Origin of the sequence: Nostoc sp. NMS2, from assembly GCF_017115105.1 — a bacterium.
Classification (GTDB): Bacteria; Cyanobacteriota; Cyanobacteriia; order Cyanobacteriales; family Nostocaceae; genus Nostoc.
Genome location: NZ_JABXKH010000050.1, coordinates 1 through 14,889 on the forward strand (window position 1 = coordinate 1; position 14,889 = coordinate 14,889).

Below are 14,889 nucleotides of genomic sequence, written 5' to 3' on the forward strand. Positions count from 1 at the left end.
CTTGGGTCATGGCACACCCTGAAATCCCTGTATGCCTTACGGAGGGCGAGAAGAAGGCTGCTTGTCTCCTAACTTTAGGCTTTGTAGCGATCGCACTCCCTGGAATCTGGAACGGGCGCGTGGGCAAGGAAGACTTGGAATACCTGCACCCCGATTTAGTCCCAATAGCGCAAAAGGGTCGCAAATTCATCATTCTCTTCGACTACGAAACCAAACCCAAAACCAAACAGCAAGTTTTTGCTGCTACTCGCCGTACCTGTCAAGTAATTCTCCAACTTGCCTGCCAATGTGAAGTGGCGCTGTTGCCTGGGCCAGAAAAAGGAATTGATGATTGGGTGATAGCTTTGGGCAAGAAAGCTGAGAAAGCAGTCAGCACAATGATTACTGATGCCTTGAGAATCAGCGAGTTAAACCAAAGATTTTTCGTGAATCGTGCCAGGGGGCTTCGCAAATTCAAACCCAATGTGATAGTCAATACCCGCTATCTTTCCACAGTCATCCGCTCTCTGCCTCAATCTGGGTTAGTAGGTTTAGCTTCTGACATGGGTACTGGCAAGACTGAAATTTTGGCGATGATTAGAAGAGATAACCCAGACTTGAGCTTTTTGAATAACGGGCATCGCGTTACCCTGCTCAAGAATCTATCAGATCGCTTGCAAACTGCCATGTACTCTGCGATTTCTTGCGGTGACTGGGCTAAAGCAAAAGCACTGAGTATCACCGTAGACTCATTGTATAAGATGGCGAATGATTTACAGGCTTACGATATTCTATTTATTGATGAAGCCTGCCAGTATCTCGCTCACTTGCTCAAATCGAAGACCTGCAAAGAACACCGTGGAGCTATTCTGGAAGTACTGGAATACTTGGTCTACAATGCCAAACTGGTTGTTTTAGCAGATGCCCACTTGGATGATTTGACCATTGAGTTTTTCATGCAAATGCGACCGGCTGGTGAAAAACCCTACATCATCAAAAATGAATATCGTTCAGGGGGTCGTCAGGTTTATTGGTATGAAGGTAAAAACAGTAGCGCGATCGTTGCAGAGTTCCACGCTCAACTGATGTTGGGTAAAAAGTTAATGATGGTCAGTGATAGCAAGCGCTTCATCAAAAAGCTGGAGAGAGCGCTCAATGATGGTTCAGCAATTGATGATAACGACGAAACCCCGGAATCAGCCGAAGACCGCAAGTTAAGGGTGTGGGCTATTCACTCCGAGAACAGTGGTAGTGAAGAGAATGTGATTTTCATTAGGGAGATTAACATTGCTATTCTTGATATTGATGCTTTTTTAATTACTCCCAGTCTCAGTTCAGGGGTTGACATTTCCAGCTATCATTTTGATGCCGTGTTTGGCGTGTTTCACGCTGTTTCACAATCGGCTACAGAATGCGCCCAGCAATTATGGCGGTATCGTCCTGATGTTCCCATGTATGTTTGGGTTGCACCGCGCCCTCCCTTTGGTTACGCCGAAACCAATGCCCGTCGCATCAAGGAAAGGATTCTCTAGAAGAATGAAATGACTGCCTTTCTCATCCGCATTGACAGAGAGACAGGCAGACGTGGTGCAGAGAAGGACTGGGCATTGGATGCCTCTTGTCAGATTGAAGCGCAACGCAATTGGTCGATTAATAATTTACGGGCTGATTTGCGATCGCTGTTGGAGGAAATGGGGAATACGATTATTCCTTTGGGCAACGGTAGTGATGAAGGGACTTCGCGGTGGATGAAGGCGGCGGGTATTGCCATCAATGAGGAGCATTATCGTAAAGTTGCCAATGCCAAAGATATTGATAGAAGGACTTACACAAATAGGCAGCACCAAGACTATCTCAAGCCGGAGGAGGTTTTGGAGTGTGAGAAGTTCCGCATACAGGATACTTACGGGATGAGCGTAACCCCGGAACTGGTTGAGCAAGATGACGGGGGGCGGTTAATTAAAAAGATTGTCGCACTTGAAGCGATATTGGCCGCACCTGGGGAAATGGTCACTGATGACCAGGGGCGCGAGTTTATTCCACCGCCGGCTATTGTTGCCGAACGCGATAAATCGGAACGGGAGCGATTAGCCATTTGCACTGACTGGAGCAATCATTCTACCGCGTGGTTGATGCGTCATCGCCTGGGACTGAGAGCAGTGCTGGTGGATCTGATGGCTGGGGTTGAGATTAAAGGCGACGAGGTGATGATTCAGGCTTTGGCTGACTTTTCAAAACGCAATGCCTCTCACGTTAAAGGTATTCTCAACCTGACGATTCCGCTATCGGAGTCTGCTTTGTGGATTTTAGGACAATACCTCTGGCAACTCGGTTTGTCTACTGAGTCACGAAGACCAATGGAGGATGGGCAGAGGGTTCGGTATTATCGGCTCAATACTTCTGATGTAGAGTTTATCCAGAAGGTTCTGGATTATCGGCAACGGCAGAGGGAAGAGAAGAAACGAAAGCGGCAAGAGTCACTTGAGCTTCAGGCGGCTTATGCGGCTAGAATGCAGATGCAGTATGGTGTTGAGCAGAGGCGCACTTGTGCAGAGGCGCAGAGGGGAAAATTAGTACAAGTATCCCCTCTGCACCCTTGCACCTCTGCTCCCATGCTTTCTTCATCGCCGTCCACACCCCCCATTAATGAAGATGGAAGTAATAATTGGGGGGGTATGGACACAGAGGCAGAACTCAGTGATTCTTGGTGGGAGCGGGTTAAATATTATGCTCGACTGGCGATTGAACGGGTTGAATACGGGGTTGATGCGGTTAAAGAATTGCTAACTACCCCGACGATTGATGAGCGTTGCGGCGTGATGCTGGAGTTTGAGGATGTGGAGCCTCTGAAATTTGGTCAACTGATTGCGGCTGCACCCGATTGGGTGCAGTGGATGGGGTAAGAAGTTGGGTTGTAACGGCGATCGCTATCAAGTCGGCGGTTACGCTATCGCATTCCATAACATTGCGGTGAATCTTTTGGATTTGGTTTATCTGGAGAGAGGATTGGTAGTCTTTATTGCTTAAGGATTCTCCAATTTACTAATTTTAACTTGGACAATTGATTGCTCCTTGAGGAGAATGACCTTGTAAGGCTTGTAAAATATTTTGAGATGCTTCTATAGCGATGTCATATCGGAAATCATCCACCGCAGATCCTAAATGGGGAGTAAAAAAGGTTTGGTTTTGTTTCTCTAACAGAGATGGAGGAATTTTTGACGGGCGATCGCCACGCGCCCAATCTTCTAGTTCAAAGACATCAGCTGCATAACCTGCTAAATATCCAGAGGCTAAAGCATCACTCACCGCTTGTTCATCAACTACTGAGCCGCGACAAGGATTGATTAAGAAACTCCCTGGTTTCATCCGTGCTAAAGATGTCTCATTGATCAAATGGAACGTTTCTGGTTGCAGAGGAACCATTAGCACAACAAAATCACTGGTTGCCAATAGCATATCTAGGGAAACCTGTGACAAGCACCAAGCTGCTGCTTTTTCCTTAGGTAAAGGTATTGCATCGGTGTAAATCAAGTTCATTTCAAAATTGGAAAGCCGTTGAGCCAGAGCTTGCCCTAGACTGCCCATACCAACGATTCCCAGTGTCCGGTTTGCTAATCCCATACCGTATAGATGGGGTCGCCAACCTGCAAACGTGCCTTGACGAATCAAGCGATCGCCTGGCAACATCTGGCGGGCTAACCCGATAATCAGTCCAATGGTCAACTCAGCCGTTGGTACAGCCAATAAGCTAGGGACGATGGTGAACCAAATACCTTGACGGGTACAGGCATCAACATCAAAATTATCGTAACCCTTCAATGCTCCGGCGATAATCTTCAATTTTGGACAAGCTTTCAGAAACGCCTGATCAATTCGATCTGGCATAAAAACCATCAAAGCTTCAGCATCCTGCGCCAACTTGAGAATTTCTTCACGCGGTAAAGTCTCTCTAGTTGGATTTGCAACGACCTCACAATACTCACTTAAGTTTGTAATAATTTCCGGGTGAACCCAGTGGGTAATAACAACTTTGGGTTTCATCAGCAACCTCCTAGTACCGCAAGGTGAAATTAAAAATTAAAAATGAATACAGCGTAAGTGTTTCGTTAATTTGGAACGGTTAGTTTATTTGCGCCGTGCTTAGACTAAACGTTTTCTAAGATAACTACTAAAACCATCAACCAGAATGACCATAAACAAAATTACTAGCAACACTGCTGAAACTTCCCGATAATTGATCAGGCGAAGTGCGCCAATTAGCTCAAACCCGATGCCACCAGCCCCTACCGCTCCCATAACCGTGGAGGCACGAAAATTATATTCCCATCGATAAAGGGTCAGATCCATCATTTGTGGTAATACCTGCGGCAAAATTCCGTGATAGATCACTTGCACCTTGTTGGCTCCAGCAGCTCTCGCTGCTTCTAGCGGTGCTTCGTTGACCAGTTCGATATATTCTGCAAAGAATTTGCCGACCATGCCAATGGAGTGAAATCCCACCGCCAAGGTTCCGGGTAATGCCCCAAAGCCAACAGCTGCCACAAAGATAATGCCCATAATTAGCTCTGGCACAGAGCGCAAGCCGTTGAGAATCAGCCGTGAAATTTGAAATAACAACGGATGGGGAGTTGTATTCCGAGCCGCTAATAAAGATAGAGGCATCGAGAAGACAATAGCGATCGCTGTGCCTGCAACACTCATCGCCAGTGTATCAAATAAAGGTTTGACCCAGTTTCGGGCATCACTAAAATCTGGAGGCAGCATTTGATGCAGCAAGTTTAAGATACTGGGAATGCCATCCGAAAGGCGTTTCTCGTCCCAAAGTCCAACCAGAAAGCAACATATAGCTATAGCCAAAAGTGCGATCGCCCAGGTTACTATCGTTCGATACCATTGCCGACGTTGTTGTTTCAGTAGCTGATCGAAAGCTGGTTGAGGATTAGGAAGTGTCACGTCGCTTCGCTTTGAATTCAAAATATCAAGAGTCAGAATACAGAATTCAGAATACAGAATTCAGAATACAGAATACTCTACTCATAAAGGGATAGAGTTTTAATCAAGAAAACTATTTATAGCAAAGTACTGAGCAAAAACAGAATTCATACTGAATTCTGACTCCTGAGTTCTGAATTCTTCTTATAAATTACTTTTGTAACTTGGCGATATCAAGATTAAGAATTTTTGCTAAGTCTCTGATGCTATCATAATCTTTATCTTTCGCAGCTCCAAAACCATCGGCTTTGAAGGGTTTAAGAACCTCTTTATCGTTCAATGTAAAAAAGGCTGCACGAATTTTTTCTTTTAATGTCGGTGCTAAATCAGAACGCATTGTCCAGGGATATTCAGGATACTCTTTGGACTCTGCAATCACCTTGACTTTACTAGAATCAATTACTTTGCGTTCAATTAAGGATTCAAAGATGGGTTTACTCAAGCCACCAACTTGAGCATTACCATTTTGAACTGCCAATGCTACAGCATCATGTGAACCTGTAAACGCCTCTTGATAGTCTTTTCCGCCGGGTTGCAATCCGCTATTTGCCAGCATTGATTTAGGAATCAAATGACTGGACGTAGATGCTTGGTCTCCAAAGGCTACCGTTTTACCCTTGACTTCTGCCAGTGACTTGATACCGCTAGCTGTGTTAGCGACGATCACAGACTGATAAGTAGTTTTACCGTTTTTCTTTAAAGCTGCAAATGGCTCAATATCACTCTTTGTTTTCGCCAAAACGTAAGACAGCGGCCCAAAATAAGCTAAATCAACACGCTTGTTACTTGCTGCCTCAATCATCGAGGAGTAATCAGTTGTAACGACAAGTTCAATATGTTTTTGTAGCTTTGTCTCAAGATACTTTTTAAATCCTTCATTGTTTTTAATTACAGTGGAAGGGGATTCATCAGGCAATAAAGCTACTTTCAAGGTTTGAGGGTCAGCCGAATCTGATGCGACTACTGGACTATTAGAAGCTGATTGCTTATTTGCAGATTGGTTGCTGGGACTTTGACAACCGATTAAGGTAGCCATGATTAGTGTCATTGAGACAAGCGATCGCTTGTTTAGTAAAACAGTCATTGAGGTTATCCTAAATTAATATAAAAACAGTACAGTAAATTTAGCCATTAGGAATTAATGGTTTCCTGAAAGCCATGCTCATAAGGACTATTTTTGTCACTATAAAGTTGCTTTAATTCGTAGGCACTGATATCTGCTGGCTTCCCATCTAAGACAACCGTTCCCTGAGATAACCCAATAATTCGATCCGCGTAAATTCTAGCGAGATCAATCTGATGCAGACTGAGAATTGCAGAAATTCCATCTTCTTGACAAGTCTGGCGCAGAAATGAGAGGACTTTGTGAGCGCTAGTAGGATCGAGACTAGCAACAGGCTCATCTGCCAAAATCAATTGTGGTTTTTGTGCTAAGGCGCGTGCGATACCAACCCGTTGCTGTTGACCTCCGCTAAGAGCATCCACTCGTGTTAGAGCTTTATGCAAAAGTCCAACCCGATCTAAACATTCTAAAGCAATATACTGATCTGCTTTGGGCAAAGGAAAGAAACTTCGGAGTGTTGAATGGTAAGCTAAACGACCCACTAATACATTCCCAAGAGCCGTTTGCCGACTAATAAGTTGATGCTGCTGAAAAATCATTCCTGTGCGCTTACGATGTTCATACAACACCTTACGGTTATGTAGATTTCCCAATCCTTCAACTATCACAGTACCAGTTGTGGGGCGATTAAGATAGTTAAGACAACGCAGTAAAGTTGATTTACCAGAACCAGATGCTCCCAAAATAACAGTGAATTGCCCTTTGATAAAGCTAAGAGAAATAGGTTTTATCCCTACTACTCCGCCTTTATAAGTCATACTTAATCGGTTAAGTTGCATCATATTTCCTAGCCATTTTAGGGACAAAACCCCACAGTTTGAAAATTGGTTTAATTTTTGAGCTTGGCTGTAGCTACCATCAATCCCCACACAATACCAAAGCGAATTTTGGTCGCACGACAAACCACAAAATTTTCATCATTAAGCAAGCGGTGAAACTCATTTTGGGTATAACACTGCTTATAAGCCGGATCAAACACCTTAAGTACTAAGTCACAGATTTTATAAACTAAATAATCTTTACACCAATCTAGAATAATGACTTTACCATCAGGCTTCAAAACCCGTCTCATCTCTTTTAATGCAGCAATTGGCTCATCAAAGTAATGAAACGAATTAGCAGACACAATCACATCAAAACTATTACTGTTAAATGGCAAACTTGATGCACTTGCCGTCTGAAATGCTACTTGAGGATAAGCACTACATTTGAGTTTAGCGTAGGCGTAGCCCGTCGTAGACATCGCCAGCATTTTTTCTGAAATGTCTATACCGACAATTTTTTGACATGAATACTCAGTTAGTAGTAACCGTTCAAACTCACCAGTACCACACGCAATATCAAGTACAGTATCTGTTGGTGATATCTCTACCCAGGTTTTAAGGAAAGACAGTGTGTTAACTATATAATCTCTCCAGCGTAGATCGTAAACGGCAGCTAATTGGTTGTACTGTTTGCGAACTGTGGTTTCAGTCATGCTGGTTTCTGTAATAAGGGCTTCAAGTTGGCTTATCTTTTTAATAATTGTATTATAATATACATGTACTTAGCTTAACACAACACAAGTGATTCCTATTAAGTGAGAGCAATTTCACAGCGATTGCTAATTTAATTTTGGTGCTGAGTGCTGTTAGCGGATAGCTAGGGTTTAGCCAGTGCTGAGTAAAAATACTAGTCTCTAATCCCCAATGCCTCTTTCATGTGTTCTGGTGTATGCATCTCATGATGGATATTTACTTTTCAAGTTGAGAGAACATACACCATTTTGGGATTAATAAATGTGAAACCTCTCTGAACAGAACAGGCTCTAAAAGGATAACAAACCATGTACCAGCAACTTCTTCATAAAGTTGTAACGAGTTTACTTGGTAGAAATACCACTTTTTTTACCTCAATATTAGCGATCGCCATATTTGGTATGGCCTGTACTCCAACTCGTGAAAGTTCATCTGCAACTCAGCCGAACACTGCTCAGTCGCCTGCTAGCACTACCAGTCAAGCTGGAGAAGAACAAGCAACCATTACAATGGCGGTGATTCCCTGGCAGGTTTCAGCCGAACAAGAAAAGAAACTCGAACCTTTGGCTAACTACCTGTCTAAGGCACTAAAACGACCCTTTAAATTTGAAATTACTAAGGACTATGAAACGGCAATTGATTTATTGGTTAAAAAAAAGGTAGACATTGCCTACCTTGCACCTACCAGTTACATCGAAGCTCATCGCCGCGATCCCAAGGTTGAGCCATTGGTTGCTCAGATTAATAAAGAAACAAAGCGACCTTGGTACACAGCTGTAATTATTGCCAACAAGACAAGTGGCATCAAAACCCTCAAGGATTTAAAGGGTAAGCGATTTGCTTTTGTCACCAAGTTATCAACATCTGGATACGTCGTACCAACAGTTCATTTTCAGGAAATAAATATTAATCCTGAACGAGACTTTAGCTCGGTAATCTTCGCTGGCAGCCATGATAAAGCAAAACAAGCTTTAGTCAATGGCGAAGTAGATGCGATCGCAGACGATCGCCGCTCTTATACCGATCAAGTCAATGAAGGAAAGATTGACCCCAAAAAATACACAATTATCTGGGAATCTGTCCCGCTTCCTAGCGTACCTCTTGTTGCGTCTAGTAAAGTCTCCGTCGAGTTGAAAGATAACTTGAAAAAGGCATTGATTGACGCTCCGACAGGTCTTGTAGACCCTACAGGCGGTATTGGAGTTGGCTACACTTTGGTGCAAGACGGAGATTACGACATCGTTAGAGAGTTGCAAAAGCGAGTTTCCAGTAAATGAGGCTAATCAAGATATGCGGATAACGACCAAATGTATTGGGTCATCTGCGATCGTTCTGGGATTGGTTGCCTCTACCCAAATTGGAGGCGACCTCTTTATCAGGCAAGCAGAACAAAAAGCACAGGATACCCAGGCAAAAAATGCTCAGGCTTTGACGACTATCCTGCAAATAAACCTCTCTTTGAATAACGAAGTAGCCGCGCTTAAGGACATGATCTTGCTCAGACGCGATGCTTCCAATCTGGTGAAATATCAGGAAGCTCTATCTGGATTTACTAAAAATTTGGCTGAGTTACAAAATTTAAAGCCAGAGATAAATTCAGAGTTAGTTAAGATTAGCGATCGCCATAGCTTGCTTGCCAATCTAATAATCGAATTAACTAATCAATCTAACACAGATAAGCCCTTAGAATTAGCTGAATCCCAACAGGATTTTCGAGTAATTAACGCTTTCTCTCGGGATATTGAACTTTACTTAAAGTTATTAACTCAAAAGCTTCAGCAACAGGATAGTTTAGCCAAGCAAGAATTTAATAACTTTAAACAGACTACTCAACTTGCCAGACAAATTTTACTTTTGTCCATCCTCCTAGTTTTTGTCGGTCAGTTATTACTGATCCTCCTACCAGTAATTCGCTCGATTCAAAAGCTACAACAAGGAGCGGCAAAAATTGGAGATGGAAATCTAGAATATCGCCTAAATATTCAAACCAAAGACGAAATTCAAGAACTAGCAGAAGCTTTTAACCGAATGGCAGGAACTCTAGCTGAGTCCTATCGCTCCCTAGAGTTAAAAAAAGAACTTGCTGATACAGCAAATCGTGCCAAAAGCGAGTTCTTAGCTAACATGAGCCACGAATTGCGAACTCCTCTTAACGGTATCCTGGGTTATGCTCAAATTCTCCAACGAGATCAAAGTTTAACTATTAAACAGCAGGATGGATTAAGAATTATTCACCAATGTGGTTCACATCTACTAACACTAATTAACGACATTTTAGACTTATCCAAAATAGAAGCCCAGAGAATGGAACTTTACAAAAGTGACTTCCATTTTCCGGCGTTTCTCCAAAGTGTGGTAGAAATTTGTCGGATTCGTGCTGAACAAAAAGGCATTTCATTCATTTACCAACCAACTTCAGAACTACCTATTGGCATTTGGGCAGATGAAAAACGATTGCGACAAGTCTTAATTAATCTACTAGGTAATGCCATTAAATTTACCGAGAAAGGAGGAGTGAGATTTACTATTAGCTTTGTAGACCAATTATTAGTCAATGAAAGTAACCAAAAACCAATTCATAGAATTCGATTTCAAATCATCGATACGGGAATTGGCATGAGTCAAGAACAGGCAGAGAAAATATTTTTACCATTTGAGCAAGTCGGAGAAGTTAAAAAGCAATCAGAAGGTACTGGGTTAGGTTTAGCTATTAGTCAGCGAATTGTGCAATTAATGGATAGTACAATTCAAGTAAAAAGTGAAATAGCTCAAGGTAGCACTTTTTGGATTGACTTAGATTTGCAAGAATCTGTAGATTGGATGCAATCAGGTAGAGTGATGCCTGCTGGCAAAATTATCGGAATCGCCACTGGAAAGAGGAGAATCCTAATTGTAGATGATAAGTGGGAAAACCGTTCTGTTGTTATAAATCTATTAGAGGAGATTGGATTTGAAATTATAGAGGCAAGTGACGGTCAGGAAGGTTTAGATAAAGCTATGCAATTTCTGCCGGACTTAATCATTACAGACCTGACAATGCCCGTCATGGATGGCTTTGAATTAACACGTCGCCTCCGCCAGCAAGAGGAGTTTCAGGAGTTGACTATCATAGTTTCATCTGCTAGCGTGTTTGAATCTGACCAACACAAAAGTTTAGGAGTTGGTGCAGACGATTTTCTACCGAAACCTGTACATGCTGATGATTTACTTCAGAAGTTAGAAAAATATTTACAAATTGAATGGGTTTATGAAACTGTACCAGAAAAATCTGGAAAGGGGACACTCAACACTATCCATAACCAAAATAGTTCTGTCGGAACTCCTGAAAGCACAATTGTTGGGATTACTGGCAATAAGCGGAAAATTTTGCTCGTAGATGATAATGGGGAAAACCGTTCTATTGTTGTCAATTTATTAAGTGATATTGGTTTTGAAATAACGGAAGCAACTAATGGTCAAGACGGCTTAGATAAAGCAGTCGATTTGAAACCTGATTTAATTATCACTGACTTGTCTATGCCAGTCATAAATGGCTTGGAAATGATCCGTCAGTTGCGTGTGTTGCCATTTGATAATTTACCAATAATTGTTTCATCTGCCAGTGTATTTGAATCTGACCAGTATCAAAGTTTAGAAGTAGGTGGCAACGATTTTCTGCCTAAACCAGTGCAAGCCGATGAATTGTTCCAGAAGTTACAGAAGCACTTAAAATTTGAGTGGATTTATGATTTGCCCCAGAGTCAAGAAGAAGTCAACGAAACCCAAAATCTAAAAGTTACCTCTGCTGATTCCTCAGTACCAGACACCTGCTTCATTTCTCTACCACCTGAAGAAATCGAGAAACTATTTGAGTTGGCGATGAGAGGTAATATCAAAGGCATTCGAGAGCAAGCCCAAAAGTTGAAACTTTTGGATGATAAGTTTATACTATTTGCCGAACAATTAGAGCAACTTGCAAAAAGCTTTCAAATTGAAAAAATTAGGGAATTTATCCAACCATATCGAGGAGAAGAACAATGAATATACCTGTTCTGGAGACAGGGGTAATTTTGATTGTGGATGATAATCCCAATAATTTGGAAGTACTATCTGAAACATTAATGGATAGAGGTTGGGAGATATTGATTGCTGTAAATGGTGAAGGAGCGATCGCTCAAGCTGAATACGCTTGTCCTGATATTATACTTTTAGATGTAATGATGCCTGGAATTGACGGATTTACAGCCTGCCAGCGTTTAAAGTTAAATCCTGTAACCTGTGATATCCCCATAATTTTTATGACAGCTCTCTCTGAAACTGTCGATAAAGTAAAGGGTTTGAGCTTGGGAGCAGTAGATTACATTACTAAACCGTTTGAGCATGAAGAAGTACTAGCTCGTATCAAGACACATCTACAAATCCGTAATCTAACTAAGCAACTCCAAAGTCATAATCAGCAACTTCAACAAGAAATAGCCGACCGTCTTGCAGTCGAAACCAAGTTACAAAAGCTGACTCAGGAGTTAGAGCAAAGGGTAGAAGAACGTACTTTTCAACTATCTCAAGCACTTGATAATTTTCAGCAAGCTCAAGTTCGTCTGGTACAACAAGAAAAGATGTCTACCCTTGGTGAGTTGGTTGCTGGAATTGCCCATGAAATTAACAATCCAGTCAACTTCATTTTAGGAAATCTTAATCACGCCTCAGAATACACCCAAAATTTTATTGATTTGTTTAAACTTTATCAACAATATTATCCTAATCCTGAAGGAGAAATTCAGCAAAAAATAGATGAAATTGATATTGATTTTTTAATGCAAGATTCTCCGCAAATTATGTCGTCTATGTACAAAGGAACAAAGCGCCTAGCACAGATGATTCATTCTCTTAGGCATTTTTCACGTCGAGATGATTCAGTAGTACAACCTATAGATATTCATGAAGGTATTGATAGCACGCTATTGATTTTACAATATCGCTTAAAAGCAAACTCAGAACGTTCCGAAATTCAGATTATTAAAGATTATGGAACTTTGCCACCTGTAGAATGTTTTCCAGGGCCACTGAATCAAGTTTTCATGAATCTCTTTGCTAATGCAATAGATGCTATAGAGGAGTCATTTGTGACTAGGAGCAATTCTATTGCAAATTTTCCCAAAATTGCAGCAAGTAACATTCATTTGTTATCGGTAGAAAACAAAGGGCAAATCACGATTCGTACTGCTCTACATCAACAAAGCTCAGTTGTAATAATTAAAATTGCCGATAATGGCATCGGTATGACAGAATCAGTCAAACAACGGTTATCTGAACCAATGTTTACTACCAAACCTGTAGGAAAGGGCACAGGGTTGGGTTTATCTATAAGTCGGCAAATTATTGAGGAGAAACATGGTGGGACTCTCTCTTTTGTCTCTGAGCCGAGGCAAGGCACAGAATTTTGTATTGAAATTCCTTTACTAAGTCAAAGGCATTTTTAATTGAATTATAGAGAGCAAAATCTGTGACAGCAGCAATCCAGTTATAATCTTCTGCACTGGTGTCCCTATCTATAATTACCTCAACATAATTCCTGGAGTTTGGACTAAAAGCTCAGGCTCAGAAAAAAGTACTTAGAGAATCAGAGATAAACAAATAGACAATAGTACTGAACCGAAGACTAAAGAGTTTAAAGAAAAGCAGTCAGTGTTACTACTGACTGCTGTAGAGTCAATGAATGTAATCAATAAATCATTGACGTGATGATCCTGACACAATTAGAAGAATTCCGGCAAGCAATCTACGATTGTTTAGGTAAAGCGAAAGATGCCGTATTTGAACTGATGGATGCAGTATTGACCAGCCCAAGCATTCAATCATTTGTAGGCTTGTCCCAAAGTCCAGTATTTCGGAGGCAATGGCCGAGTATATATGCAGCACTGCATGATAACCGCCCACAGAAAAGAAAATTGCTGAATTTACTGATAGAGGAGGTAAAAACAGAAGCACAACCATTTTTAGCAGGAGATCATACCTTTTGGCCAAGACCAGACGCCAAGACACTCAAGGAAAGAACTTTTGATGGGGAGAGAGGAGTTGGTGTAGGTATTGGACAAAGTTACAGTACGTTAGCCTGGATACCAGAGGCAGATGGGAGTTGGGCATTGCCATTAAGACATGAACGGATCACCAGCTTTGAAACGCCAACAAGTAGGGCAGCATTTCAACTAAAACTTGTAAGTCGGCAACTAGAAAAAAGACCGCTTGCTGCTTATGACCGAGGCTACGGCAACGCCAAATTTGTCCAAGCCACGGAGAAAATTAATGCAGACCTGTTGTTGCGTTTAGCATCTAACCGATGTGTATGGGGTACACCCGGTAATTACAAAGGACGAGGCGCACCTTGTAAGCATGGTCATAAATTTAAGCTCAATGACCTGGAAACTTGGCCAGAGGTAACTGAAACTCTAGAAGTTGAAGACCCGCAAGTTGGTCGAGTTAAAGTAATGCGCTGGAGTGGGTTTCATTTTCTTCAATCCCCAAACCGGGCAATGGAAATCATTCGCGTCGAGGTGATCCAACCAGTTGGACGCAATCGTAAGTTCCAACCCTTATGGCTAGCTTGGTTGGGTCAGACAATGCCTCCATTAGAGGATCTCTGGCAAAAATACCTACGCCGCTTTGCTCTAGAGCATTGGTATAGATTTGCCAAGCAGAGGTTATATTGGACACAGCCTCAATTGAGTTCTACTCGGGCGGCAGAGCGATGGAGTGACCTGATGCCCCTGTTAACTTGGCAACTCTGGTTCGCAAGAGTTGCCTGTATTGATTCCCCCTTGCCCTGGCAATCAACTCAGGATAAACTGTCTCCAGGACGTGTGGCACAAGCCTTTCCACTAATTTTAGCCGCCATTGGCACTCCTGCTCAATCCCCTAAAACTCGCGGTAAATCACCTGGGCGTGCCCAAGGCCATCAGCCACCTCAACGTCCCCGTTATCCCACTGTCAAAAAACACCCATCTAAAAAACCTAAAACCGAAGAATCACTTAAGAACGCTGAGCTAACTGCTGCTTAGTTTTTGCTTCTTTTTCAACGATTCAACTTAACTCAGCCTCTAAAAGAAGTTGGGTAACTTTTTCTTGCTTTCTATTCATTGCTGCTAAATGCCAATTAGTCCAAACTCAAGTAATTCCATGCTTTTCCTTGACTTTGTTGCTTTACATAGCTGATGTACCAGGGTTAGCGCGTCTCAAACCCTATTGACAGAGGGATTATGGCAGAGGGTCTGAGTTTGGGAGAGCCGCAGCCAAAACAGAAAC

At 42.1% G+C, this 14,889-nt stretch carries 11 protein-coding genes; 6 read left to right on the forward strand and 5 right to left on the reverse strand.

What is annotated here, in order from left to right; genetic code table 11:
• Positions 1–1,511: plasmid replication protein, CyRepA1 family (locus HWQ36_RS09455; RefSeq protein ID WP_292701095.1), on the forward strand; the 1,511-nt coding region annotated here is incomplete at its 5' end.
• A gap of 9 nt (positions 1,512–1,520) precedes the next feature.
• A complete protein-coding gene (locus HWQ36_RS09460) occupies positions 1,521–2,882 on the forward strand; it encodes a hypothetical protein (protein WP_292701098.1) in 1,362 nt (453 codons plus the stop codon).
• Between the two features lie 145 nt (positions 2,883–3,027).
• Here the strand turns inward: HWQ36_RS09460 and HWQ36_RS09465 are convergent, their stop codons facing one another.
• From HWQ36_RS09465 to HWQ36_RS09485, 5 genes are all read right to left on the reverse strand, one after another.
• Entirely contained in the window at positions 3,028–4,020 is a 993-nt protein-coding gene (locus tag HWQ36_RS09465; protein WP_292701100.1) for a phosphonate dehydrogenase, read from the reverse strand.
• A 99-nt stretch (positions 4,021–4,119) separates the two neighbouring features.
• Positions 4,120–4,860, reverse strand: coding sequence for a phosphonate ABC transporter, permease protein PhnE (phnE, locus tag HWQ36_RS09470; RefSeq protein ID WP_366828709.1), 741 nt, complete (start codon positions 4,858–4,860; stop codon positions 4,120–4,122).
• A gap of 262 nt (positions 4,861–5,122) precedes the next feature.
• On the reverse strand, positions 5,123–6,055 hold the full coding sequence (gene phnD / locus HWQ36_RS09475; protein WP_292701106.1) for a phosphate/phosphite/phosphonate ABC transporter substrate-binding protein: 933 nt from the start codon (positions 6,053–6,055) through the stop codon (positions 5,123–5,125).
• Positions 6,056–6,102: 47 nt separating this feature from the next.
• The gene (phnC, locus tag HWQ36_RS09480) at positions 6,103–6,876 is read right to left on the reverse strand and encodes a phosphonate ABC transporter ATP-binding protein (RefSeq protein WP_292701109.1); all 774 of its coding nucleotides are present in this window, start codon (positions 6,874–6,876) and stop codon (positions 6,103–6,105) included.
• Between the two features lie 47 nt (positions 6,877–6,923).
• Positions 6,924–7,571, reverse strand: a complete 648-nt coding sequence (locus tag HWQ36_RS09485) for a class I SAM-dependent methyltransferase (RefSeq protein ID WP_292701113.1) — start codon at positions 7,569–7,571, stop codon at positions 6,924–6,926.
• 348 nt (positions 7,572–7,919) lie between these two features.
• Between HWQ36_RS09485 and HWQ36_RS09490 the strand changes: the two genes are divergently transcribed.
• The 4 genes from HWQ36_RS09490 (at position 7,920) to HWQ36_RS09505 (ending at position 14,645) form a co-directional block, all read left to right on the forward strand.
• The gene (locus tag HWQ36_RS09490) at positions 7,920–8,888 is read left to right on the forward strand and encodes a phosphate/phosphite/phosphonate ABC transporter substrate-binding protein (RefSeq protein ID WP_292701116.1); all 969 of its coding nucleotides are present in this window, start codon (positions 7,920–7,922) and stop codon (positions 8,886–8,888) included.
• A 13-nt stretch (positions 8,889–8,901) separates the two neighbouring features.
• A complete protein-coding gene (locus tag HWQ36_RS09495; protein WP_292701119.1) occupies positions 8,902–11,631 on the forward strand; it encodes a response regulator in 2,730 nt (909 codons plus the stop codon).
• Positions 11,628–13,070: a response regulator gene (locus HWQ36_RS09500; RefSeq protein ID WP_292701123.1), complete on the forward strand. Its 1,443-nt coding sequence runs from the start codon at positions 11,628–11,630 to the stop codon at positions 13,068–13,070. The genes HWQ36_RS09495 and HWQ36_RS09500 overlap by 4 nt, the downstream gene beginning before the upstream one ends.
• Before the next feature lie 261 nt (positions 13,071–13,331).
• Positions 13,332–14,645, forward strand: a complete 1,314-nt coding sequence (locus tag HWQ36_RS09505; protein WP_292701126.1) for an NF041680 family putative transposase — start codon at positions 13,332–13,334, stop codon at positions 14,643–14,645.
• Positions 14,646–14,889 lie beyond the last annotated feature (244 nt).

Bases quoted from the DNA above. Each gene is read 5' to 3' on its own strand.
- HWQ36_RS09460 (WP_292701098.1), top strand. From the start codon at position 1,521: ATGACTGCCTTTCTCATCCGCATTGACAGAGAGACAGGCAGACGTGGT.
- HWQ36_RS09465 (WP_292701100.1), bottom strand. From the start codon at position 4,020: ATGAAACCCAAAGTTGTTATTACCCACTGGGTTCACCCGGAAATTATT.
- phnD (WP_292701106.1), bottom strand. From the start codon at position 6,055: ATGACTGTTTTACTAAACAAGCGATCGCTTGTCTCAATGACACTAATC.
- phnC (WP_292701109.1), bottom strand. From the start codon at position 6,876: ATGATGCAACTTAACCGATTAAGTATGACTTATAAAGGCGGAGTAGTA.
- HWQ36_RS09485 (WP_292701113.1), bottom strand. From the start codon at position 7,571: ATGACTGAAACCACAGTTCGCAAACAGTACAACCAATTAGCTGCCGTT.
- HWQ36_RS09490 (WP_292701116.1), top strand. From the start codon at position 7,920: ATGTACCAGCAACTTCTTCATAAAGTTGTAACGAGTTTACTTGGTAGA.
- HWQ36_RS09495 (WP_292701119.1), top strand. From the start codon at position 8,902: ATGCGGATAACGACCAAATGTATTGGGTCATCTGCGATCGTTCTGGGA.
- HWQ36_RS09500 (WP_292701123.1), top strand. From the start codon at position 11,628: ATGAATATACCTGTTCTGGAGACAGGGGTAATTTTGATTGTGGATGAT.
- HWQ36_RS09505 (WP_292701126.1), top strand. From the start codon at position 13,332: ATGATCCTGACACAATTAGAAGAATTCCGGCAAGCAATCTACGATTGT.